Genomic DNA, 23,999 nt, shown 5'->3' with positions numbered 1-23,999 from the left:
TTTAGTGGCGCGGCGAAGCCGCGCCACTAAAAATCGGTTCCTTATTTTCCTGCATGTCCCTAAGCAAAACTCTTTATCGATTAATCAGCCTCAATCGGTAAACTAAACTCAAACCACCGCCGTTTCCGCTGAGCAAAAAAGTTACCAAACTGTAAGCGGTAGACCTCATCTTCGTCCTGAGTCTCTAGATCTAGATCTGAGAGCGCATATCCAGAGCAAATCAGCGCATATCCCTCATCCTGCAAGGTCTTAGACAAACCAATGACTTCATGCTGATCGATTTGTCCAGACTTAACCCGCATAGCGCAGGCAGTACAAGCACCATTCAAACAGGAAAAAGGTAGGTTAATCCCTTGATCTTCTAGGGATTCCAGAATATAGCGATCGCCTTCGATGTCAGCTTCGTAGAGCTTGTCATTTTGGCGATCGTGAATGCGAATGTGATAAGACATATTTTTTTATCTTTAAAAGATGTTCAATACTTCGCTCTGGGGCGCAATATTTAAACGCGAGTAGGAATCATGCCCGTTTGACGTGCATAGTCAAATAAGCCACCAGCATCAATCACAGGACGAACATCACCTAAGGATTTCAAAGTAAAGGTTTCGCCCGTTGTCTCATTAATAATGACATTGTTATCAAAATCAATCGTCGCTTCTTCACCAGTCTTAAAATGCTCAACTAAGCGTGCATCGGATTCCCAAGGATATAGCTCACCTGTTGCCGTGCAGTTACGGAAGAAAATCCGCGCATAGGACTGAGCAACTACAGCTTCGAGTCCCGCCGCACCAAGAGCGATCGGCGCATGTTCACGGGAGGAGCCACAACCGAAATTTTCGCCAGCCACAATAATCGAGTAAATTGTCTTGCTTTCGCCTTCGGCAATAAAGCGATCGCTATAGCGATCGGGTAGACCAATCAAGGCATAGCTACCAAGCTTCTCGTATTCATCGGGCTTGGATGGTACAAGGGTCAGATATTCCGCAGGAATAATTTGGTCGGTATCAATATTGTCTTCCAAGACAAATACTTTGCCTTTAATTGTCGTACTCATAATTTAGGTTATTGGAACTAAACGTAGGATGGGTTAGCGATCGCGTAACCCATCATCTTTAAATCAATGGATGTGTTACGTTGCACTAACACATCCTACAAATAATTAAGACTTATTACTTAATCAAAATAGAATAAGGTTACTACCTTGCGCTGTTCTTCGGCATCATGACAGGTCTGTAGCAAGGTCTCACTGCCATGAAATGCAAAGCAAATCAGTTGCTGACATTTAGAAATAATTTCTTGGTTACATCGGCTACTTGCTTCTGCCAAAGACAGCGTGTCATTCTCGCTATGTTCAATTAGATGAATGACATTTTCTAGCTGCTCGCGAGACTCATAGGGCTGTCTATCGAGACTTTGTGGCAAAATCACAGTCAATAGATTGGGGTCGGCACGCAAAGCGCCCCGAATAGCAGCAAAATTTGTACCTGTTGCCCCAGAGGTAATAATACTGTTTCCAGATAGCGCCAAGGCATAGCTGAGCAGTTCGATCAGCAATTGGTGAGTCAATGGCACATGGCGGGAACCTAAAAACGCGATCCGCTTCGAGCCTTGCTGCTGGATCGTCGCAAGCTCCTGCAAAAAGTCGTCTAGCTTGGGTAGATTAATTGACTGAGTCAAACAAATCCCTCTCGTTTACTTACTGAACGAATAACTACACAATATCATTAAATCCCAGTTGGTAAACCATCGATGCTCTGGCGATTCTTGTTCTGACGATATTCATGCACACCCTCTTCACCTTTTGTTTCTGCCCATTCCTTGAGTGTGGGGCGATCGCCTAGAAATTCATAAAAGGGAACCGCAAACCCACAGGAGGTTTGTACTGATTCGACATTGACGCGCACGATTTGTCTTGTACCTGCGATCGCGGGAAATAGGGATAGATATTCCTGCCATTGAGCATCATTAGCGCGGAGGGATATGCCTTGACCATAGAGACGCAGGATCAGCGGCTTTTCGGTAAAGCTACAGAGCATGATCGTAATTCTGCCATTTTCCAGCAGGTGGGCGGCGGTTTCATTGCCACTACCTGTGAGGTCGAGATAGGCAATTTCTGATTCATTAATAATCCTCAGCGCATCCATCCCCTTAGGTGAGAGATTAACGCGCCCATCATAGGGAGCCGTCGCCACAAAGAAAATATGCTGAGCTTTGATGAATGTTTGTAGTTCAGTCGTCAGGCAGTCATAAAATTTAGCCATCCGTTTAACTGTCCAATCTTCGTGAATTACTGTTTCTATAATTTGTGAGTATTTTCAATAACTCCTCATTAAGCATTGTATAACCTTGTTTATTGAGGTGCAGAAGATCTCGGCTATAAATTTGGCGAACTTTGCCACGCTCATCTGCTAAAAGAGCCGCCGAGTCTAAAATAATAACGCGATCGCTTTTGAGTGATTTGATAAATTGATTAACCTCAATAATTGCGCGATCAGCTTCTTCAGGCCATTGGAAGGATTGCGACTCACCTGTCGGGAAAATCGTAGTGAGAATGACAGTTGCCTTTACCTCTTTGGCTAATTTATCAACAATTTTTTGAATATTTTGTTTGCAGTTATTGATGATATTACGTGGTGCATTGGGCAATGTCGCCAAATCTGCTAGGTCGTTTACGCCGACTTGGACAACGACGATTTGGGGTGATAATGATGCAACATGAGCAGATAGCCTTCCTAATACTTGGTCAGTAGTTTGTCCATTAATGCCACGATTGATAAATTCAAAGGGAATATTGGGGATCTCTGGCCAATCTACTGTACGGGAGTCGCCAAAAAATACGACTAAGGGTTTGTTGAGATCGCGTTTTGACAAATCTGGATTAACAGGATAGGTTTTCAATTCGTAGGGATCTGAGCCTAGCAATTCATTTATGCTGTTTCTGAGAGCACGATCATCTAGAAGCCCCAAATTTAGACCTAAATATCCACAAATCAAAATCACAATGATTGCTATAGTGAAATAAATTTTGTTCATAATTAAGGCTACTAACAGAAAAGGCGGCGCACTGCGCCGCCTTTTCTGTTTATTTAGAAACTAAAAATTTTTTTCGATAAATTGGCGAATGCGATCGCAGCCCTCGCGAATTGTTCCCAAATCGGTTGCGTAGGAAAGACGGATGCAATTATCCAGACCAAAGGCAATCCCCGGAATTACCGCAACTTGAGATCCTTCTAGCAGCTTGTCACAAAATTCTAGGGAAGGTATTCCAAAAGCTTTGATGCTAGGAAATAGATAGAAGGCTCCATCGGGTTTAGGGCAGGTAATACCTGAAATGGAAGTTAACAGGTCATACATCACATCACGGCGTTCCTCAAAGGCTTTCCGCATTGTTTCCACACAGTCTTGAGAGCTATTGAGAGCCGTGACTGCCCCATACTGGGCAAAGGTACAGACATTTGAGGTGCTATGTCCTTGGATGATGGTGGCAGCTTTAATAATATCTAAAGCACCTGCAAGATAACCAATCCGCCAACCCGTCATCGAGTAGCCCTTGGCAAAGCCACTACTAATGATTGTGCGATCGTACATAGTCTGGCTAACAGTGGCGATACTGAGATGGGTTGCACCATCATAGAGAATCTTTTCGTAAATCTCATCGGAGACGATGTAAACCTGAGGATGTCGCTCTAGGACATCCGCTAGAGCTTTAATTTCCTCAGGTGAATAGACCATGCCTGTGGGATTAGAGGGAGAATTGAGAACAAATAGCTTGGTCTTAGGAGTGATCGCCGCTTCTAATTGCTCAGGGGTAATTTTGTAGCCATTGTCTTCAGAGGTGACGACAAATATGGGTGTTGCCTCGGCAAGTTTTGCCATTTCGGGATAGCTCACCCAGAAAGGTACAGGAATAATGACTTCGTCGCCTTCATCCAAGATCGCCATCATCAGATTGTAGAGCGAATGCTTACCACCATTGGTGACGATGATTTGTTCAGGCTTGTAAGTTAGGTGATTTTCGCGCAGGAGTTTGGCGGCGATCGCTTGTTTGAGTTCGGGTATACCTGAGGCAGCAGTATAGCGGGTCTTGCCTTGATCGAGTGCTAATTTAGCAGCAGCCTTGATGTGATCGGGGGTATCAAAGTCGGGTTCGCCAGCACTAAAGCTACAAACATCAATTCCACTAGCCTTCATTGCCTTAGCTTTTGCGTCGATCGCTAAAGTTAAGGAAGGCTGAATATTACGAAGTCGTTTTGCCAGTTGCATTTTTTCTGGAGGAGCGGAGGCATCTTTACGGGATTAACTTCGCATTGTATCAAAGCATACTTGTTTGAGTTTGCTAGATTTATAACAAAGTAACAAAAGTACGCTTATAACGTCAGTTCGACGAAAGCGAAAAACGGTAAAAATCGCTTAGCGATTTTTACCGTTTTTCGCCATTTGCACCATGTAAAGTACGATGCAAAGGCTATATCGAAATCACAGCAATTTTCGAGCAAACAAACCACAAGATATTTTTTGAAGGATTGCGAAGCAATCCTTTCAAAAAATATCTTAAGCGCTGTGATAAGCACGAATCATTGCTTGTGTGCCCTGTTCTGCACCTTGACCGTCATCAAGTTGACTCACCTTTTGGAAATTCTCAATGGCGAGGGCGATCGCGGGTAAATTGGTGGCAAAATCTTGGGAATCTGAAATTTGACCAACTCCCTGACTGATTTCTTGGACGAGGCGTAGGTCTTTGAGCATATGTTTAATTGCAAATCCCGGTTGATAATCGCCTGTGGCAACTTTCATCCCAAGATTAGTTAAAGCCCATGAACCAGCCGCACCACTGCCACAAACATCGACGACCAACTGTGGATCGATACCCATTTTTTTCGCCATCTGCATCGTTTCGCAAAGGGCAAGCATATATACAGATACAAGAGTTTGATTGCAGAGTTTGACGGCTTGACCACTGCCGATCGCTCCACAATGCTTAATATTGCTGCCCATCGCCTCAAAGAGTGGTCTACATTCCTGTAAATCCTCAGGATTGCCCCCGACCATAAAGGTTAATGTGCCATTGCGTGCGCCCACATCTCCACCCGATACTGGCGCATCTAAAAATCGTAAACCATCGTGCATTAAAGCATTAGCAATGACTTTGGCGGCATCACTGCCGATGGTGCTGGTATCGATAAATAGGGCATTGGCTTTAGCAAAATTCATTGCCCCATGCTCGCCAATTAGTACCTCGGTGACATCAGGTACATCACCGAGACAGGAAAATATGACATCGGCATCGCTGACTGCTTCTTGTAACGTCTGGGCTAATGTACCACCTGCATTGGTAAATGGGGCAAGCGTGGGGCGACCTTGGGTACGATTCCATCCGATGACTGAATACCCCCGTTTCACCAGATTGGCGGCCATTGCCCCACCCATTAAGCCCAAACCAAGAAAGGCAATCTTTTGAGTCATGTTGAAATAACGTGCAAATATCGTAATTATTCAAGATACAGCACTTTACTCCCTTCCCACTCGAAAAATAGTGAATAACTAGAGGTGTGCGGCAAAGCCGCACACCTCTAGTTATTCACTTCAAGAACAAGGGGATTAAGTCCCTTTTCTAAGGATTGAGATTCGTAATTTGATTTGTAAAGCGAATAATTACGAATCAAATCTCTTTTGTTACGTGCATATCCTGCGATCCAAACATAAACTTGGTAATCTTTAGCAATCTAAATATTAGTTTCACATAACATCGAATGTTCAAACAGAAGTTCAACCGAATTGTGCAGTCATTGCTACGTCCTAAGTTACTGAAAATTCTAGGCATAGCTTTTGCGGTATTAGTGAGTGTAAGCGCGTTAGGAAACTTTGCCAATGCTACTCCCAACGCGAACTCAATTGATTTAGCGCTTAAAAATCCCACCTTAAAAACAGTAGTGGCTAGTCCCCATCGATCGCCAAAAAACCGTGCCCGCGATCGCGATCGCCATCCGATTGAAACCTTGGAATTTTTTGGAATCCGTCCTAACCAGACAGTCGTTGAACTATGGGCAGGAAACGGTTGGTATACAGAAATTCTTGCCCCCTTCCTGCGCGATCGCGGACAGTTAATTGTCACTAATTCCGATCCGAATACAGACAAATACGCTAAAGTTTTGCAGGAAAAATTAGCTTCCAATCCAGCTATCTTCGGTAAAGTGAAAGTCGCCACGATCGCACCACCGAACAAATTAACCCTTGCTCCCGATAATTCTGTGGATTTAGTCCTAACATTTCGCAATATCCATAACTGGGTATCGGCTGGTTACGATCAAAAAGTTTATGAAGCAGCTTTTAAGGCGCTCAAACCCAAAGGTATTTTTGGCGTAGAAGAACATCGTGCGAAGGCAGGGACAAGTGCGAAGGAGAGTGCCAAGACTGGTTATATTGCTGAGGATGCAGTGATCGCAGCAATTGAAAAGGTAGGATTTAAGTTGCTTGGCAAGTCAGAAATTAATGCCAATCCTAAAGATACTAAGGACTACGCGGCTGGGGTTTGGACATTACCCCCGACATTACGCCAAGGTGAAAAAGATAAAGAGCGCTATCTCGCTATCGGTGAAAGCGATCGCATGACATTGAAATTCATCAAGCCATAAGTTAGCAGCTTTGTGATGATAAAAAGAGCGGCGCGAAGCGTCGCTCTTTTTATAAAAGCTTTTGAATGGTGGCGGCGAGTTGCTTGAGTTTAATTGGCTTACTCAGATAATCATTAGCGCCAGCTTCTAGACAGCTCTCGTGATCGCCTACCATTGCCAAAGCTGTTAAGGCGATAATCGGAATATCTACTAAATCGGGATTGAGGCGAATTTGTTTAATTGCTTCAATCCCATCAATAACTGGCATCTGGATATCCATCAAAACCAAGTCAGGATGATGAGCCTTAGCAAGATCGATCGCCTGTTGCCCATCTTTTGCCAAGACAACGCGATAACCTTTAGCTTCTAGATAGCTGGAGAATGTCGCAATATTAGCCTCGTTATCTTCTGCTAGCAAAATCAAGGGTGAAATTAGTTCTTCAGTTTGGCTTTGACCTATCTGAGACTGTCCTGACAAGTCCTGCTCAGTTCGTTCTTCGATTGCTGGGGAGCCGATATTAATGGGAAGATTAATCGCAAAGCAACTACCGACTCCCACCTCACTTGTCAGTTCTATGGTTCCTCCGTGAAGTTCGACAAGCCTTCTGACTAAAGCTAACCCCAATCCCGTGCCTTTATATTGACGATTCAGCGCACTATCGATTTGGATAAAGGGCTGGAACAGTTTCTGCATGTTCTCTGCCGAGATGCCTATCCCCGTATCAATCACGGCTATCTTTAAGTAATTTAGAGGCGTTAGATTAGTTGTACTACTTTCAAGTTGAACTTGCGATACTTCTAAAGTGATTGTCCCTCCTTCCAGAGTAAATTTAACAGCATTATTTAGCAGATTGATTAAGACTTGTCGAATCCGCGTTTCATCTAGCATTATTTCTGGCAAATACTTAGGAACTCTATGTATTAATTGAATTCGCTTTGTTAATGCTTGCTGTTTGATAAATGCTAAGCTCGACTTGCAGAGGCTGTCGATCCCTGTCGCTGTTAGCTCTAGCGTGACTTGTCCAGACTCAATTTTGGCAACATCGAGAATGTCATTAATCAATGCTAAAAGATGCGTACTGCTACTCTCAATGGTTTGCAATGCTTTAAGCTGGCGCTCATTAATACTGCCAAATATTCCATCCTGTAGAGCTTCATTCATTCCCAAAATCGAATTGAGCGGTGTCCGCAGTTCGTGGCTCATATTGGCGAGAAATTCGTCTTTGAGTCTGGTTGCACGGGCGAGTTGTTGGTTGGTTTCGGTTAATTGTTGCTGGGCTTGTTTCCGTTCCGCAATTTCTTGTTGAGATTGCGAATATAGACTAGCTTGCTGAATGGCGATCGATAATTGATTTGCAATTTGTTGGACTAGATTAATCTCATGCTCTTGCCATTGGCGAGTATGAGCGCATTGATGGATGCACACTAAGCCCCATAGGTTGTTGCCACATAGTAAGGGAATCACCAGATTTGCCCGCACCTGAAATTGCGCCAAGACATCGCGATGACAGTCGATCAGCCCAGCATTATCTATATCATTCACGACCTGTATTCGACCTTGGGCATAGGCGGCGGCATAGCCTTCGCCAAAGCAATGATCATGAATGCGAACTTTCATGACGGAGATCAATCCATCGGCAACGGATTCGGCAACAAATTCGCCATCATCAAAATTAGAATCAGGATCGAATTTAAAGATACCGACGCGATCGCATTGCAGCAATTGCTGAATTTCTTGACAAGCGGTATCAAAAATTATTGGGAGATCGAGGGATTGACGTATACGTTGAGTAATTCCAACCTGAAGTTCTAACTCAATATTGCGATTTTCTAACAGAGTTACTTTTTCTGATTCTAGTTGTTCTACTTTTGCTTCTAAAACCTTGGCTAAATTATATATTTCAGTCGGATTTAAAGCTTGGAGCAAACTGGTCTGTGTGACGATTCCTAATAGTTCGCCAAATTCACCTGTCACCGCCAAGCGCCGAATCAACCTCTGCTCCATAATTTGCTGCACCGTCAAGAGGTTATCCTCTGGCTTGACGGAAAAGATCGGCGTACTCATTACCGTATGCGCGATACAGGTTTCAAGGTTTAAGCCTAGAGCTTGAAACTGCACAACATCACGCTCGGTCACTATGCCCACAGGAATCTGTAGGGAGGCATCAGCACTGCTTGTCTCAACAATCATCACCGAACTAATTTTCTGCTCCGCCATCATTTGCGCGATCGCCAACATCGAACGATCAGGAGCAGCACTCACTACATCAGGAGTCATTACCTCCGCCACCAATCGCAGCCGCATGAGATCGATGGGACGAGAAATTTGTCGTAAGCTTTCGTGAGTTACCATTCCCACGAGGAGATCTTGATCGTCGAGAAGTGGCAAATGGCGAATATGGTATTGCTGAAGTAAATTGACTGCTAACAACAAATCTGTAAGGTCAGACTCGCGCAAAGTAACCACAGGATGTGCCATCACCTCTCGGACTAATAGACGATTGAGGTCTTGCTGCTGAGCGCTGAGGCGAACCACATCTCGCTCAGTCATTATGCCGATTAACTTTTCACCTTCTAATACCAAGACACAGCTAGATCTTGCCTCTTGCAGAAATTGTTGCCGATGATTGTCACTATGATTCTCTGCATCACATTGAGATCGCCTACTACTCATTAAGGCGATCGCATCCATGACAGTTGCATCGGCAGACACCACTAAGGGATTTGGAATGATTGCCGACTTCAAATCATTAGGGCGCTTAGAATGTGCGAGAGTAAGCATAAACAATTCGTAGAATCTAACGTGTATTCTACTTCCTGTTGCCTAAAATACTCCAAATTGTATCAGCTAATGTTTTTAGCTTAACTGGTTTAGCTAAGTAATCACTAGCACCTGCTTCTAGACATTTTTCGTGATCGCCCACCATTGTCAAAGCTGTTAATGCAACGATCGGAATATTTACTAAATCGGGATTGAGGCGAATTTGTTTAATTTAGGACTTACGCAATGCTAACGAGTTTACGGGGTTTTGAGGAGATGTGATGAGGGCGAAGCCCTCATCACATCTCCTCGATGCGTAAGTCCTAATATTTCAAGACTAGAAATGTTAAGGCTAGAACAACACCCAAAAATTACACGTTACTTTTTCTCTGCACTTAAAATTTGTTGAATACTAGTATTCAATTGCTTAAGCTTAATAGGCTTGGTTAAATATTCATTAGCTCCTGCTTCCAGACATATCTCTCGATCGCCTGTCATCGCAAGAGCCGTAATCGCAATGATGGGTACATCAGTAGAATGATTGCTGCGAATCCATTTTATTGCTTCTATCCCATCGATTTCAGGCATTTGGATATCCATAAGTATTAAGTCAGGATTATGCGATCGCACTAAATTAATCGCTTGTTGCCCATCCTTAGCCACAATCAACCGATAGCCCTTTGCCTCTAGATAGCAGGAAATAGTAACAATATTGGCTTCGTTATCTTCGGCTAATAGAATGAGCGGTGATTTGCTATGACTGTCATCATGTTCAATGGGATTTTCAGAGGATGGGGTAGTATTTTCCACCTCTCTAGAGAATTGGTGGTTTGATTCTCGGCAGGGAAGCTCGATCATAAAGCGACTACCAACACCTATCTCACTAGTAGCACTCACATGACCACCATGTAGTTCGACAATACGTTTGACTAATGCTAAACCCAATCCAGTACCTTCATATTTGCGATTGAGCGCACTATCGATTTGGATAAAGGGCTGAAATAATATTTTTAATCCCTCAGCGTCAATGCCAATACCTGTATCGATTATGGAAAATCTCACCGATTGTGTAGATATAGATGTGTCATCTCTATCAGTCACACTTTCTAAGGTTACTTCGAGGTTAATGCGTCCTCCCTCTGGTGTAAATTTCACCGCATTATTGAGCAGGTTGATGAGGACTTGGCGAATACGACGCTCATCGATCTCTAGATCGGGTATAGCTTGAGATATTTGCATTTCTAGCTTTATCTGCTTTTGCATTGCCTGTTGCTTGACAAACATGATGCTGGACTGGCAGAGCTGCTTGACATTGGTATCTGTGCATTCCAAGATCAGTTTACCTGCTTCAATTTTGGATAGATCGAGGATATCGTTAATTAGCTCCAATAGGTGATTACCGCTCTTTTCGACTGTTTGCAACATATTATTCTGTTGTTGATTGATCGAACCAAAGACTTCTTCGATTAGACCTTCAGTAATCCCTAAGATCGCGTTGAGGGGAGTGCGAAGCTCATGGCTCATATTGGCGAGAAACTCATCTTTGAGACGGGTTGCACGGGCGAGTTCGTGATTAGAGATTGATAGCTGTTGATTGGTTTCCGTCAATTGTTGTTGAGCGAGTTTACGTTCCACAATTTCCTGCTGAGATTGCTCAAAAAGAGTTGCTTGTTGAATGGCGATCGCTAATTGATTTGCCACCTGTTGCAGGAGTTGTGCTTCTGACTCTTGCCATATTCGGCGTTCTGCACAGGCATGAACGACCAAAACCCCCCATAGCTTTTTCGTTCCTGCGGTTGTAACCCAACGCTGGGTTTGGTCGATATGAGTATCTTGGATAATTGGTGCAACAATTTTGGACTGAATCCGACCTTCGACTGAATATTCTACTAAACATTCTGTCCAGACATCATTCATCACATCAGGGACGATGCGGGGAATGCCTTGCCAATAGTCATCGAGAACTTCCTGAGACCAAACTTCATCTTCCCAACTCATGTCTTTGAGTGTAGGGAAATCACTATGCACAGATTCTTCGACAATTTGGCTTCGACCATCTGCAAATAATTGGAAAACGATCACGCGATCGCAATACAGTGCATCTTGGATTTTCTGAGTTACTGTCGCAAGGATTTCTTGAATATCTAGTGACTCGCGAATTTGTTGGGTAATTTCCTCCAAAATCTGTTGCCGTCGCAATTGTATAGATATTTTCGCTTCGGCTTGCTGACGGATCAATAGTTCTGCATGGAGCTGCTCGTAGAGATCAGCTTGTTGAATAGCGATCGTTAATTGGTTGGCAATTTGTTGAATCAGATCAATCTCACGCTCTTGCCATTGGCGAGTATGGGCGCATTGATGGATGCATAGCAAGCCCCACAGATCGTTACCACATAGTAATGGAATCACGAGATTTGCTCGTACTTGAAACCTTGCCAAAACATCACGATGGCAGTCCGTCAGTCCAGCATGATCAATATCATTTACGACCTGAACTCGACCTTGGGCATAGACAGCGGCATAGTTTTCGCCAAAGCAATGGTCATGAATATGCTCTTCCATAGCTGAGCTAAATCCATCGACAACAGCTTCGGCAACAAATTCACCATCATCAAAATTAGATTCAGGATAGAACTTGAAAATGCCAACGCGATCGCATTGCAGTAATTGCTGAATCTCTTGACAAGCGGTATCAAAAATTATGGGAAGATCGAGGGATTGACGGATACGTTGAGTAATTCCGCGCAATAAAGCTTCTTGATTTGCCTGTTGGAGAATAGTTTGCTCAGCTTGTTTGCGATCGCTAATATCTTTCCTGACACTTAAAAAGCCAATCGTTTTTTCATCATCATCCTTTAGAGATGTCACGGATAACTCTACGGGAAAGCGAGATCCATCTTTGCGAATATTTATCCATTCATTACTAAGGATACCCTGACTTGCCATAGCCAAGAATGATCTAAATCCCCAAGTATTTCGCTCTCCTTCGGGCAATATATTAGAAGACCTATCAATGAGTTCTTGATGATCGAAAAAGATTTCGGGTGTAATTTTACCAATCACTTCTCCCATGCTGTAACCAAACATCTTTTCAGCCCCAGCATTAAAGGTCTGGATAATTCCATTCAAGTCAGTGGAGATAATTGCATAATCTGCACTATCGAGGATTGCCCGTTGCAGTTTATTGACTTGCCATAAGTCTTGAGTTCTTTCTTTAACTTTCAATTCCAGTGATTGATTAGCTAGCTGAAGTTCTTGCTCAGCGTGCTTGCGATCGCTAATATCCCGAACCATCCACAACAGTTGAATCGATCTATCGAGGAGATTGATATTTTGGGTTATAGTAATTTCCGCAGGAAAATTCTTTCCCTGATGTGTGATCAGATTCATCTCCTCAGATATTTTGATATGCTCTGGAGATAGAAAGTAATTAAGTTGATTATAGAAAAGATCTATATGGTTAGTGTCAATAAAAACAATGAATGGCTTTCCTAAAATATATTCATGGCTAATTGCAAGCATCTCTAAAACTGCTTGATTTGCCTCCAAGATTTTGCCTGATGAATCTGTTACAAGATAACCATCAGGAGCAAAGTCAAATAAATTTTGATAGCGCAAATGTTCATATTCATTCTGGCGATGTTGCACGATTAGTTCTTCAGTACTAACTCGCAGCTCCTCGATAGTGCATTGCAATTCCTCATGTGTCATAGCCAATAGAGCATTACGCGCTTCTAGATCTGCTTTTTGCCTTGCAATCATAGATCCAGATCCCAAACTCTCTGATAAGTTAGACTTTTCTAAACTATTCAGAGCTTGTAGGAAACTTGTCTGGGTGACAATCCCAATTAGCTCTCCGCGATCTCCAACCACTATCACTGCACGGAGAGCATGACCATATATCAGCTTTTGAACATTGCCGAGCAACTCGTCGAGCTTAACCATAAAAACTGGTGTATGCATCACCTCCCGTATCACTAGGTGATCCATCGGTTGCTGCTGAGCAGTCAGACGCACCACATCTCGCTCAGATAAAATCCCGATCACCTGTTGATTTTCTAATACCAAAACACAGCTAGATCTCGCCTCTTGCTGCAATTGCTGCTGCTGATTGTCACTATAGTTTGCCGCATCACATTGCGATCGCGCACTACTCATTAAAGCGATCGCTTGCATAACAGTTGCATCAGCAGGAACCTCTAAAGGTTCATGAATAATCGCTAATTTTAGTTCTGATAGTCTGAGCGTCGATGTAATCACAAATTTTTACCGACATATATAAGAAAAAGCAATTAAAAAACCTTCATACTAGTAATTTGGGTAGTCCTAACAAGGAAAGGATTTATTTTGGTAAGGATGGGCGGCGCGAAGCGCCGCCCATCCTTACTCATTTAGCACTACCATAATTTGTTCTAGCAAAAATACTAAGACAGCTTGAAAAACAAGTGAAGCATCTACAGAATATCGAAATAGAAATTTAAGAAACTGCTCAATCAATTCTCCAAATATCCTAACAGTCTATATTTCAATACGTCTAACAATCACTAATTTTATAGACAAAAGTCGCTAATCTATCGCGTTTACTATCTTAAATTCTATTGAGGCTTGAAATTCAGAGAAATTTTTGAAAGCTTGACAAGCCGTACTTTCAAAAATTTCTCTGAATTTCAAGTCATCGCAAAGCGCTGTAGTTTAACGTCAGTTCAACAAACAAAAGCCTTGCTTAGCAAGGCTTTTGTTTGATTTTGGGCGACCGCCCAAAATCAGTTGCAAGAATCATTGACTTCGACTTCGCTCAGCCAACCATAAACTGATGGCTGAGCGAAGTCGAAGCCACTCGCATCTCATTTAGGATAGCTATTAGGTTTATGGTTGGCTGAGCGAAGTCGAAGCCACTCGCATCTCATTTAGGATAGCTATATCGAACTCACATTCACTTAATCACTGATGTTACGTGGAAGGCTGTAAAACCCTCACCCCTTGCCCCTCTCCCGCAGGAGAGGGGAACCAAGAAAATAATAGGAGTTTTGCTCCCCTTCTCCTGCGGGAGAAGGGGTTGGGGGATGAGGGTTCCACATAACATCACTTAATCATCTTCTTTAAGGTGTCTAGAGTCATCGTGTAGGGAGGATAGCGCCATTTAAGATCGAAGCGGAAAGAGTTTTTCAGAATACTCTTGCGATGAGAGAACGTATCAAAGCTAGCTTTGCCATGATAGCTACCGATACCGCTATTACCAACACCACCAAAGGGAAGTTCAGGATTACCAAGATGCATAATGGTATCGTTGAAGCAGCTACCACCAAAGGCAACTTCTTGAACAATCCGCTGTTGAATTTGCTTATTTTTAGAAAATAGATAGAGAGCCAATGGTTTAGGTCGCGCATTGATAAAAGCGATCGCCTCATCAAGTTGGTCATATTCCAAAATCGGTAGGATGGGACCAAAGATCTCATCTTCCATAATTTTGGAGTTGGGAGATACTTGATCAATCAATGTAGGCGCAATAAAGCGATCGCCTTTATCACTTTGTCCACCGATCAAGATTTTACCTTCATCAAGTAAATTCACTAAGCGATCGAATTGACGCTCATTGACAATCCTCGCAAAGTCTGGACTTGCTTGAGGATCATCACCAAAGAATGTTTTGACACAGGTGACTAACTTCTCAATTAGTAAGGGTTTAATACTCTTCTGGATTAAGAGATAATCTGGCGCAACACAGGTCTGTCCAGCATTGTAAAATTTACCCCAGATAATGCGCTTAGCAGTAATGTCTAAATCACAGTCTGAATCAACAATACAGGGGCTTTTGCCACCGAGTTCCAAGGTTACGGGAGTTAAATGTTTTGCCGCAGCTTCCATGACAATTTTGCCAATCGCTGTGCCACCTGTAAAAAATATATGGTCAAACTTTTCCGCAAGTAAAGCTTGATTGGTTTCTATGCCCCCTTCGATCACAGTGATAAAACTCGGATCGAAGTTATTGTTAATGATTTTGGCGATCGCTTTGGAAGTATGCGGAGTATGCTCAGATGGTTTGAGAATGGCACAATTGCCTGCGGCGATCGCGCCAATGAGGGGCTGAATCATCAAAGAAAAAGGATAGTTCCAAGGTGCTACGATTAAGACTACACCTAAAGGCTCTGCATGAATATAACTAGAACTAGGGAATAAAGTGATAGGGGTTCCTACCTTAAGAGGTTTCATCCAAGTTTTGAGATGTTTGAGCGTATATCTGATTTCTGCTTGGGTAATCAAAACCTCGCTACCATATGCCTCGATCGCAGGTTTACGAAGATCGGCATAAACAGCATCTAGAATTAACTGTTCATGTTCTTGAATTACACCTAAGAGCTTATTGAGTTGCGCTACCCGAAAATCATAGCTTTTGGTCTTACCAGTGCCAAAAAAAGCGCGTTGTTTAGCGATCGCTTCTTGAATATGAATACTACTCGTAAGTGTTGAAACCATAATTTGTAAATTCCGTAAAGTTGAGTTAAATCTCAAGATGCCTATGTTAATTTTAATCCATAGCAAAAGCGTATTACTATTACAATCCTATGGCAATTTTTGGTGGTATTCTCATTGTAATTGGCATCATTCTATTTTTTGTGCAAAAGAACTACAGCACAAAACTCCAAAGCATCCGCTCTGCGACTTCGTCAACGATAGCAGAATTACAAAGGATTGCCAGTGAAATTGCAGGCGAAATCGGGAGCGGCAATTTACGTGAGTATGTGAAGGTGCGCGGGATGATCCGTAGCGATCGCCCTTTAATTTCCGAGCTTAAGCAATCACCTTGTGTGCATTACAGCATGAAGGTTGTCAGAGAATATGAGGAGCAATACACCACCCGCGATAGCGAAGGCAAATCCCGCACGGAAACTCGGAGTGGTTCCGAAACAGTTTCTAGTAATACGCAATCCATTCCCTTTAGCTTAGTAGATAACTCTGGTGAACTAATAGTCAATCCCGATGGCGGCAACATCGACACTGTACAGATATTAAATGAGTTTCGGAGGGAGAATACTACTGGTACATCGATATCTTTTGGAGGCTTTACATTAGCCCTTGGTTCAGGGATGGGCGGTAGGCGCACAATTGGTTATCGTTACACAGAGTCGATTTTGCCATGCGATCGCGAGGTTTTAGTAATTGGCACAGCCGCCGATGAGGGAGGTAAGTTAACACTGCGTAAGCCAATTCAATCTGACAAAAAATTTATCATTTCTCTTAAGAGTGAAGAAGAACTCGCAAAATCTACTGCTAATGCAGCGAAAGGCTTTTTCTATGGAATGGTTGGATGCTTTGCAGTAGGTGCAATCTTATTAATTATTGGTTTAGTTTTGAAGAAGTAATTCCTTACTTTTTAAAGTTTTAATCTTGACTTTAGGTTGGCTGGAGCAATATAGATTCTGGTTTTACCTTGCTTAGATTGAGCTAAAATCAATAAATCTTTGTCTACTAGAGTTTTAAGATAACTTCTCGCTGTATTCTCTGTTACCCCAAAATCCATCGCAACTTGTCTTGAGGTAAATTCTTTCCCAGGGGATTTTAGAGCTTCTTTTAATATTTCTAACTGTCCTCTCATTAATGTTTTTGCCACAGGACTCTGATCGATCCAAGTCATAAACTCATAGAAATCACGTTTTTTCCTGTCTATATACTCATACAAAGATTTCACTGCTTTGGTGATCGTGCCAACTTGGTTATATAGAAAATAGGTAAGGTCAAAATCATCAGTTTCAGTATAGATAAATGCCTTGTCATAGTCACTACGTTTTTCTTGGATAAATTTACTAATGGATATATATTCAAATAGCCAATAATTTGATCTCAGAATACTCCAATAGAAAATAGCTCTGGCTGTTCTGCCATTGCCATCACCAAATGGATGGATATAGGCAATCATAAAATGCAGAATGATCGCCTTAATAATTGGATGAACAAAGTTGTTACGCTCAATTTGTCCATGCCCACTATTGGCAAAGTCACATAAACTCTGTAATCTAGATTCAATAGTTGTCCAGTCAGGGGGGTAAAAAGTATAGTCACCTTGAAAATCTGTAACAAAAACTTTGTTGTCTGTTCTTAATTGCCCCGATATCGCTTGATTATCAATAGCATCGTGTGTAGCAATTTCATGTAGTTCTAGAATCAATTCAATCGATAATTGTTCATCTTTCTTCTCAACAGCTTTTTTCATTAATCGATAATTGTTGAGGATCATTTGCTGTGATTTGTCTTTTGGAGCAAGACTCCTCTCTAGCATTTCCTTTGCAACTTCACGAGTGGTTGAGGCTCCTTCTAACTGTGATGAAGTAATTGCTTCCTCTAGCATCAGACTTTTAATGAGATAACGATTTTTCTCGTTAGAAGAAACCAAATCTTCATCACTAATTTCGCGACCTCCTCCTGTCATCTTATCAATGGTATGTAATTGAGCAAAAAGTGAGTCGGGTACACAGTAACTAAATTGCATATCTCCTTCAGCTTGCAAGAGTTGTAAATTCTTAGTGATTGCTTTTCGAGAAACTTTAGTTGCTAACCATGCAGCAGATTCATCGTCACCTTGCTCTACTCTCCATTTAAATTCATTCCAATGTAAGTATCTTCCTTGGGTATCCGTTGCTCCATATTTCCCAAGAAGAGGTATAAAGTTTTCATATTTTATTTCCTTTAAGAGTTGTGTAAATGGCTTAGGTTGCCTAATTCTCGCCATAGAAAATATAATTAATATAATTAAACGCAATTTTGATTTTTTTAGTTTACTTGATCTTTAGTAAGCACCTTGGCACAATATCGCTACAGCTTACAAAATTGGCGCGATCGCGTAAAAGCTAATTCTCTATTATGCCAACCGAAAGTGAAGTGACTAATGGAACTTACGGAAGGAAAAGTATCATGAATTGCTTGCATTTGTACTTCTAGAGCAGGACGATTATTAGAGTTTTCACCCCACTGACCTACTAAAATTGGTGAAATGCGAGCATCACTAGGAGCATATTGGAATACTCGACGCACTAAAGCAACAATGCAGTCAGGCTTGCCACAGGCGGCATATGCCATCGGCTGAAACTCGTAACTACTTGGGAACAAATGCCAAGGCTGCATCCGCGAATCGAAACCTTCGCCAACTGGTTGATTACCATCAGCAAAAAAGGCAACTCCAGCAGGAAGTCCTTGACGAAAAACGGGTTTGGAAACAATGCCCAAATAATAGGTGACACCAATAAAAGCATGACCAACTGCTAGCCGCCAAAGCTCACTTTGCCAGTAGGCGATCGCGGCATCTTTGTTTAAGGCATTTGACTGCATCGGAAGACGACCTTGCCATAATGGTTCTGATTCTTGAGGATAGAGTTTCTTGATAGTTTGTAAATCAGTTGGTGTGACATATCCCTGCTTGAGAAAGCGATTAATTAGCTCCCTTCCTTGAAAATTCTCAGCGCGATCGCGTAATGCTTGTAAAGAAGCCTGACCATAAATCCAGAGATAGCGCACATTACTCACCACCGAAGCTGCACCCGCACCACGCTTGTAACGCACATAGTCAAAAACCACGCCATCAGGTTTGCGCTTGACCACTTCATTTACTGCTAAATACAAATCACTTTGAGCTTGATAATTATAAGGGTCGATAAATAACTGATCCCTTGTTGGCACTTCACCTTCAGGATTTTTACCCAAGTTCTCAACGATTGACATGGTATTGTCCCCGTTACCATTCAGAGCGATCGCCTGTTGTCTTGCCACAGTTTGACGTGATAAGCCACTGCGATCAAAGCCTTGTCCATAAGCCTTACTCACATTCATCGTAAAGATCCAAGCATGAACCTTAAGTCCACGTTCTCTTCCCTTTGCGATCGCTAGTTTTAATAAGTCTGCATTTTTATATTTTTCCGATTGCACAAGAGAGTCCCAAGCCGTAATATTTTCCGATTGGGGTAAGAGAATCTTCCCTTCCGAAATAACTTCTACAAATACTTGGTTATAGCCACGGTTCACAATCCGATCCATCACTTCATCCAGTTTCCCTGCCTGCAAATCACAGGGATAGAGACGGAGCCAAATCCCCTGCGTCTTCAACCAAGATTTTTGGCGACAGATATTAAGATCTTGACTATGCTGTTTCACAATTGCCAGATATTCCTTGTCTGCCGCAAGTTTGATATTACGATCACTCGTATTTTGCAAAGTTGCCGCCCTTAAATTATCTTTATTCGCGATCGCCTCATTATCAAATTGGCAATATTCCCCAACTTGAGACCAAGCGGGTTGGGTCACAATACTTGCGAGAGTAAATAATGTGACCGAAAAGAAGCGAGTTGTGAAGTTAACTGACATAGGGAAACTGCGATCTTGATCAGGACTGAAATTGCTGCAATGTTTTGGGGAAATATGGTATTAAATTTTTGACATAGCGCCAAGCCTTTTCCTCACCATTCCACAATATCTGACTGTGCCCATTATGAGTGATGTTATCAATTCCGTAAGCCCATCTGTTGAATCTCCCGAGACCTATCTGCAATTTGGCGATCGCTATCTCGCCGCTAATAATCTTCCTCTGGCTCTCAAAAATTATCAACGCGCTTTAGCGATTAATCCTGAATTTGCGGCTGCCCATGAGCGTATTGGGTCAATATATCACCAGCAAGGCAACTTTATGGAAGCGATCACTAGTTTTAGTAAAGCTGTCCAACTCAATCCACAGTCCCTAGAGTCTCAATTAGGTCTAGGAAATGCCTATCAACAAATGGGATGGAGTGAATTAGCCATTACCCATTTTCAGAAAGCGCTAGAACTACATCCTGATCGCTTCTTAGCAGAGTACCACTGCAAATTGGGTGATAGTTTCAAGGAAAGAGGTAGACTCGCCGATGCCATAGATAGCTATGAAAGAGCAATATCGACAAATCCTGATTATGTGGATGGCTATCGAGCGATCGCACAGGTACATTTCCAAAGCAATGATCCTGAAGCAGTTAATACCATTTATGAACGCGCTGATAATCATAGCTCAGAACTATTGCAAGCCAAGGATTACAATGCACTTGGGGTAGCGTATTTACAAAAAATAAGTTCCATTAGTTCTGATCAAGAATCGCTCAAAGAAGAATTAGAAAGTAAAGCGATCGCTTGTTTTGAAAAAGCAATTCAGATCGATCCCGCCTATGCCGATGCCCACTGCAACCTCGGTAGTACTTTCCTCCGTCGCGACCAATTAAAAGATGCCATCTTGGCTTATAAAGAAGCGATCGATATTGATCCAAATTTCGCTCAGCCCTACTTCAACCTCGGCATTGTCTTAAATAATATTGGCAAGGTTGACGAAGCGATCGCGTGCTTTCAATCAGCAATTAACCTTGTCCCCACTTGGGCAGAAGCACATCAATATCTAAGTATGCTTTTATCTCGAAAAGTCTAATCTAAACATCTGATCACTATCTTCATCTGCTATCTAATAGGCGAAATTAGTTTTTCGAGTTTCTCAAAAAGGAACTGATATTTGGAGATGGACTAATTTTTGCGATCGCGGATGTCTAAGAGTTAACTCCCTTGCATGGAGATGTAGGCGACTTGTTGATGCCTGACAACCATATAGGCGATCGCCTAAAATTGGGATTCCTAAACCTTGCGGATCAGCAGAGTGAACCCTTAATTGATGGGTACGTCCTGTTAAGGGAATAAACTCTAAACGTGAATAATTCCCTTCGTATCCCAATAAACGAAACTCAGTCACACTTGGTTTACCGCATTGAAAATCCACCTGTTGGTATGGTCGATTTTCAGGATTTCCCCATAGCGGCAAATCGATTTTTCCCTGCTCACTCTCAACCTTACCTGCTAAAATCGCCTCATAAGTCTTGTGGATTTCTCGCTTCTGGAATTGCTCGCTCACATTACGAAGAGAGTCTATATCGAGAGCAAACAACAAAACACCTGAAGTTTGGCGATCAAGACGATGTACTGGATAAAATTCTCTTCCATTGCCGTAAGCTTGACTTAATCGGCTTAATACACTGTCTTGAGTGTCTAAATATCGTCCGGGGATAGAGAGAAGTTCGGGAGGTTTAGCGATCGCCATTAAGCAATCATCTTCATAAATGATTTGAAGATTTTGCGCCGTAAAATCTCCACATATAGGAAGAGACGGAGAAGATTGTCTTCCTGATAATAGGAATCCCATCAAAGGTTGACATCGCTCTGCACAAGCACCATAAAACTCACCCTGAACTTTGTAGCCATCAAGTGAAGGATTACCCCACCAAAATTCTGCCATAGCTAAAGGCGTTAAGTCATGAGTCGCTGCATAATGCAATAGTTTTGGAGCACAACAATCTCCCATTCCCGTTGGCATTGCTCCTTCTGTAATTATTTCTCGCAGCGATCTCGTTTCCCCTGCAAAATTAGTTAAAACATAGGCATTATGCATCTGAGCTTGCAAAGTCCGCGATAACTCTCGACGTTGTTGTTTCAGGACTTGCATTTTTGCCTCAGCTTTAGCAATAACATCTTGCAAAGGGGATAGAACCAAATCGAGATCGCGTTTAAAATTGCGTCTTACCATCTTTTCCAGTTGGCTTTCTTTGTCTAAATTTTTGAGAGCAGTTTCTAATTCTGCACCTGTTAATGATGTTAGTAATTGCGATCGCTTAATTTGCCTTTCCTGTTTAGATAACTGATGGCGATCGCGCAAGACCTGCAACTGTGATACATATTCTTGCGATTTCTGCTCATATTCCCAACGTTCAGGAATCTCGCTCAGTCCAATTAATTCTCTTTTAATTTCCGCTAATTTATTTAAAGTAATCGATTCTTCAATCGCAACTTTCTCTCGTCCTGCAATCGGGGGAACCCAACCCTCAATCTGACTTTTTCCATTGAATAGACCAGAAAAAGCTTTAAGAGTTAATTTGTCGCCCGTTGCGGATTCTGCAATTAAAATGCCATACATTTTTCCTTCTATACCATTTGGATAGATCTGCCCTAATGATTGCATGAGATTTTTCGCGATCGCCTCCGCCTGCAAAGTTCGTGGCAGCCGCAATCGTTCTCCACTATAGGGACAAATCCCCTCATACCAATAGCTAACAACTTGATCGCCATCTGGAGCAAGTATTATGGCAGAAGCATCTAATATTTCTTCGATATGAGTCACCCCAGCAACCCTTTCCTTAATCTCAAATACGAATCTGCGATCGAATCCTTAGCAGACTATCATGATGTCGTGACTGCTGCTGAATTTCCTCTTCACAAACTGCGTTGGCGCAATGATGATCTTTTGCCAACCTTAGGACTAGATCCCTCTCAGGTCAGTGACGATGACTTTATCGAAGCTTTTGGACATTTCCAATCTGTACGTCCATTTCTAGCCCTACGCTATCACGGTTATCAATTTGGCGAATATAACCCCCAACTCGGTGATGGACGTGGCTTTATTTACGGACAAGTGCGTGGCGTTGACGGCGAACTTTATGACTTTGGCACTAAAGGCTCAGGGAGAACTCCCTATTCTCGCACTGCGGATGGGCGACTCACCCTCAAAGGCGGTGTACGTGAAATCATTGCCTCAGAAGCATTACATCGTATGGGTGTCAAAACTTCCCGATGCTTGAGTTTAGTTGAGACTGGCGAAGAACTATGGCGTGGCGATGAACCTTCACCCACCCGTTCCTCGGTAATGGTGCGCTTTTCGCGATCGCATATTCGTTTTGGCACATTCGAGCGTCTAAGCTGGATTAGGCGCGATGACCTTGCCCGTAAGCTCCTCGATCACGTTTTACAAATTTACTATCCACATATCTGGGGAAAAGAAAATCAAGATAGTATCTTCTATTTAGAATTAGTAGAACGAGTTGCGACCCTTTGCGCTCAATGGATGGTGGCTGGCTTCTGTCATGCAGTTTTGAATACTGACAATATGTCGATTACAGGCGAAAGCTTTGATTACGGACCTTTTGCCTTTATCCCCACCTACGATCCCCGCTTTACAGCCGCCTATTTTGACTACGGAGGTCGTTACAGCTATGCTAATCAACCTGCCGCTTGCTATTGGAATCTTGAAAAGCTGCAAGATCCCCTCAGCATGATTATGGATAAAGATGATATGCAATCCTCATTACAGAAATTCAAAGATTTCTATCGAGTTGCCTATTGCGACATGATGCTGAAGCGTTTGGGATTCACCAATCTCTCTGAGCCTGAAACTGAGGAATTAATCGGTGCAACTTTAGAATTGTTATCGAATGTCCAAGCGATCGGTTATAACCAATTCTTTGTCAAACTCCGTCAAGCCTTCCAAGCCAATTGGCGCGAAGATGCTCAGAATATTTTTGCCAACCATGATTGGGAAATCACAGAGGAACAATTACCTCTATTAGCAAAATGGCGCGAAGTCTATCATCAATTACTGATTCGACAACCGATCGCAGAATTAGAAAATATCACCAAGCAACTTCAGCAAGCCAATCCTACGATTATTTTCTTACGTCCCAAAATTGAGGAAGTCTGGGACAGAATTACTGTCGATGACGATTGGCAACCTCTTTATGATGCGATCGCAAAATTAAAAGAGTAAAAAATACAAGTGGCGGCGCGAAGCGCCGCCACTTGTATTTTTA

18 protein-coding genes are annotated in these 23,999 nt (G+C 42.5%); 4 read left to right on the top strand and 14 right to left on the bottom strand.

Going from position 1 to position 23,999, the window contains the following annotated elements; translation table 11 throughout:
• Window positions 1-80: 80 nt before the first annotated feature.
• The 7 genes from HC246_RS07530 to HC246_RS07500 form a co-directional block, all read right to left on the bottom strand.
• Entirely contained in the window at window positions 81-452 is a 372-nt protein-coding gene (locus HC246_RS07530; RefSeq protein WP_169362849.1) for a 2Fe-2S iron-sulfur cluster-binding protein, read from the bottom strand.
• A 50-nt stretch (window positions 453-502) separates the two neighbouring features.
• Entirely contained in the window at window positions 503-1,054 is a 552-nt protein-coding gene (locus HC246_RS07525; RefSeq protein WP_169362848.1) for a LeuD/DmdB family oxidoreductase small subunit, read from the bottom strand.
• 119 nt (window positions 1,055-1,173) lie between these two features.
• Window positions 1,174-1,677 (bottom strand): DNA recombination-mediator protein A, encoded by a 504-nt coding sequence (locus HC246_RS07520; RefSeq protein WP_126384309.1) that lies wholly within the window; start codon window positions 1,675-1,677, stop codon window positions 1,174-1,176.
• A 47-nt stretch (window positions 1,678-1,724) separates the two neighbouring features.
• A complete protein-coding gene (locus HC246_RS07515; protein WP_169362847.1) occupies window positions 1,725-2,261 on the bottom strand; it encodes a pyridoxamine 5'-phosphate oxidase family protein in 537 nt (178 codons plus the stop codon).
• 4 nt (window positions 2,262-2,265) lie between these two features.
• Entirely contained in the window at window positions 2,266-3,033 is a 768-nt protein-coding gene (locus tag HC246_RS07510) for an SGNH/GDSL hydrolase family protein (protein WP_169362846.1), read from the bottom strand.
• A gap of 60 nt (window positions 3,034-3,093) precedes the next feature.
• A complete protein-coding gene (locus HC246_RS07505) occupies window positions 3,094-4,263 on the bottom strand; it encodes a pyridoxal phosphate-dependent aminotransferase (protein ID WP_169362845.1) in 1,170 nt (389 codons plus the stop codon).
• A 288-nt stretch (window positions 4,264-4,551) separates the two neighbouring features.
• Entirely contained in the window at window positions 4,552-5,463 is a 912-nt protein-coding gene (locus tag HC246_RS07500) for an NAD(P)-dependent oxidoreductase (RefSeq protein ID WP_169362844.1), read from the bottom strand.
• A gap of 287 nt (window positions 5,464-5,750) precedes the next feature.
• Here HC246_RS07500 and HC246_RS07495 point away from each other — a divergent pair, with 287 nt between their 5' ends.
• Entirely contained in the window at window positions 5,751-6,632 is an 882-nt protein-coding gene (locus HC246_RS07495) for a class I SAM-dependent methyltransferase (RefSeq protein ID WP_169362843.1), read from the top strand.
• A 49-nt stretch (window positions 6,633-6,681) separates the two neighbouring features.
• Here HC246_RS07495 and HC246_RS07490 read toward each other — a convergent pair whose 3' ends face one another.
• The 4 genes from HC246_RS07490 to HC246_RS07480 all read right to left on the bottom strand — a co-directional run bounded on the left by HC246_RS07490 (window position 6,682) and on the right by HC246_RS07480 (window position 15,846).
• Entirely contained in the window at window positions 6,682-9,393 is a 2,712-nt protein-coding gene (locus tag HC246_RS07490) for a CBS domain-containing protein (RefSeq protein ID WP_169362842.1), read from the bottom strand.
• Between the two features lie 28 nt (window positions 9,394-9,421).
• On the bottom strand, window positions 9,422-9,595 hold the full coding sequence (locus HC246_RS26880; protein ID WP_404822267.1) for a response regulator: 174 nt from the start codon (window positions 9,593-9,595) through the stop codon (window positions 9,422-9,424).
• Between the two features lie 155 nt (window positions 9,596-9,750).
• Window positions 9,751-13,632, bottom strand: coding sequence for a GAF domain-containing protein (locus HC246_RS07485; RefSeq protein ID WP_169362841.1), 3,882 nt, complete (start codon window positions 13,630-13,632; stop codon window positions 9,751-9,753).
• Between the two features lie 822 nt (window positions 13,633-14,454).
• Window positions 14,455-15,846 carry an aldehyde dehydrogenase gene (locus HC246_RS07480; RefSeq protein ID WP_169362840.1) on the bottom strand — a complete coding sequence of 464 codons (1,392 nt, stop codon included), beginning with the start codon at window positions 15,844-15,846 and terminating at the stop codon, window positions 14,455-14,457.
• An 89-nt stretch (window positions 15,847-15,935) separates the two neighbouring features.
• Here HC246_RS07480 and HC246_RS07475 point away from each other — a divergent pair, with 89 nt between their 5' ends.
• Window positions 15,936-16,733: an E3 ubiquitin ligase family protein gene (locus tag HC246_RS07475; RefSeq protein WP_169362839.1), complete on the top strand. Its 798-nt coding sequence runs from the start codon at window positions 15,936-15,938 to the stop codon at window positions 16,731-16,733.
• 11 nt (window positions 16,734-16,744) lie between these two features.
• On the opposite strand, the gene HC246_RS07470 is transcribed toward HC246_RS07475, so the two are convergent.
• A complete protein-coding gene (locus HC246_RS07470; protein ID WP_225902928.1) occupies window positions 16,745-18,127 on the bottom strand; it encodes a Fic family protein in 1,383 nt (460 codons plus the stop codon).
• Window positions 18,128-18,180: 53 nt separating this feature from the next.
• Complete coding sequence (locus tag HC246_RS07465; protein WP_169362838.1) at window positions 18,181-19,722, bottom strand: family 10 glycosylhydrolase; 1,542 nt, start codon at window positions 19,720-19,722, stop codon at window positions 18,181-18,183.
• 124 nt (window positions 19,723-19,846) lie between these two features.
• On the opposite strand from HC246_RS07465, the gene HC246_RS07460 reads away from it, so the two are divergent.
• A complete protein-coding gene (locus HC246_RS07460) occupies window positions 19,847-20,803 on the top strand; it encodes a tetratricopeptide repeat protein (RefSeq protein WP_169362837.1) in 957 nt (318 codons plus the stop codon).
• A gap of 63 nt (window positions 20,804-20,866) precedes the next feature.
• On the opposite strand, the gene HC246_RS26710 is transcribed toward HC246_RS07460, so the two are convergent.
• A complete protein-coding gene (locus HC246_RS26710; RefSeq protein ID WP_450091439.1) occupies window positions 20,867-22,528 on the bottom strand; it encodes a pseudouridine synthase in 1,662 nt (553 codons plus the stop codon).
• On the opposite strand from HC246_RS26710, the gene HC246_RS07450 reads away from it, so the two are divergent.
• The gene (locus HC246_RS07450; protein WP_169362836.1) at window positions 22,529-23,956 is read left to right on the top strand and encodes a protein adenylyltransferase SelO; all 1,428 of its coding nucleotides are present in this window, start codon (window positions 22,529-22,531) and stop codon (window positions 23,954-23,956) included.
• Window positions 23,957-23,999 lie beyond the last annotated feature (43 nt).

It is taken from the genome of Pseudanabaena yagii GIHE-NHR1, assembly GCF_012863495.1.
GTDB classification, from domain to species: Bacteria; Cyanobacteriota; Cyanobacteriia; order Pseudanabaenales; family Pseudanabaenaceae; genus Pseudanabaena; species Pseudanabaena yagii.
Note: the sequence above shows the minus strand (reverse complement) of the source record. Positions and strands in the feature narration are given on the sequence as shown.

Excerpts from the sequence above, each read along its gene's own strand:
- HC246_RS07460 (WP_169362837.1), top strand. The coding sequence starts at position 19,847 with ATGAGTGATGTTATCAATTCCGTAAGCCCATCTGTTGAATCTCCCGAG.
- HC246_RS07450 (WP_169362836.1), top strand. The coding sequence starts at position 22,529 with ATGAGTCACCCCAGCAACCCTTTCCTTAATCTCAAATACGAATCTGCG.
- HC246_RS07495 (WP_169362843.1), top strand. The coding sequence starts at position 5,751 with ATGTTCAAACAGAAGTTCAACCGAATTGTGCAGTCATTGCTACGTCCT.
- HC246_RS07480 (WP_169362840.1), bottom strand. The coding sequence starts at position 15,846 with ATGGTTTCAACACTTACGAGTAGTATTCATATTCAAGAAGCGATCGCT.
- HC246_RS07505 (WP_169362845.1), bottom strand. The coding sequence starts at position 4,263 with ATGCAACTGGCAAAACGACTTCGTAATATTCAGCCTTCCTTAACTTTA.
- HC246_RS07530 (WP_169362849.1), bottom strand. The coding sequence starts at position 452 with ATGTCTTATCACATTCGCATTCACGATCGCCAAAATGACAAGCTCTAC.
- HC246_RS07490 (WP_169362842.1), bottom strand. The coding sequence starts at position 9,393 with ATGCTTACTCTCGCACATTCTAAGCGCCCTAATGATTTGAAGTCGGCA.
- HC246_RS07465 (WP_169362838.1), bottom strand. The coding sequence starts at position 19,722 with ATGTCAGTTAACTTCACAACTCGCTTCTTTTCGGTCACATTATTTACT.
- HC246_RS07515 (WP_169362847.1), bottom strand. The coding sequence starts at position 2,261 with ATGGCTAAATTTTATGACTGCCTGACGACTGAACTACAAACATTCATC.
- HC246_RS07500 (WP_169362844.1), bottom strand. The coding sequence starts at position 5,463 with ATGACTCAAAAGATTGCCTTTCTTGGTTTGGGCTTAATGGGTGGGGCA.
- HC246_RS07510 (WP_169362846.1), bottom strand. The coding sequence starts at position 3,033 with ATGAACAAAATTTATTTCACTATAGCAATCATTGTGATTTTGATTTGT.
- HC246_RS07525 (WP_169362848.1), bottom strand. The coding sequence starts at position 1,054 with ATGAGTACGACAATTAAAGGCAAAGTATTTGTCTTGGAAGACAATATT.
- HC246_RS07475 (WP_169362839.1), top strand. The coding sequence starts at position 15,936 with ATGGCAATTTTTGGTGGTATTCTCATTGTAATTGGCATCATTCTATTT.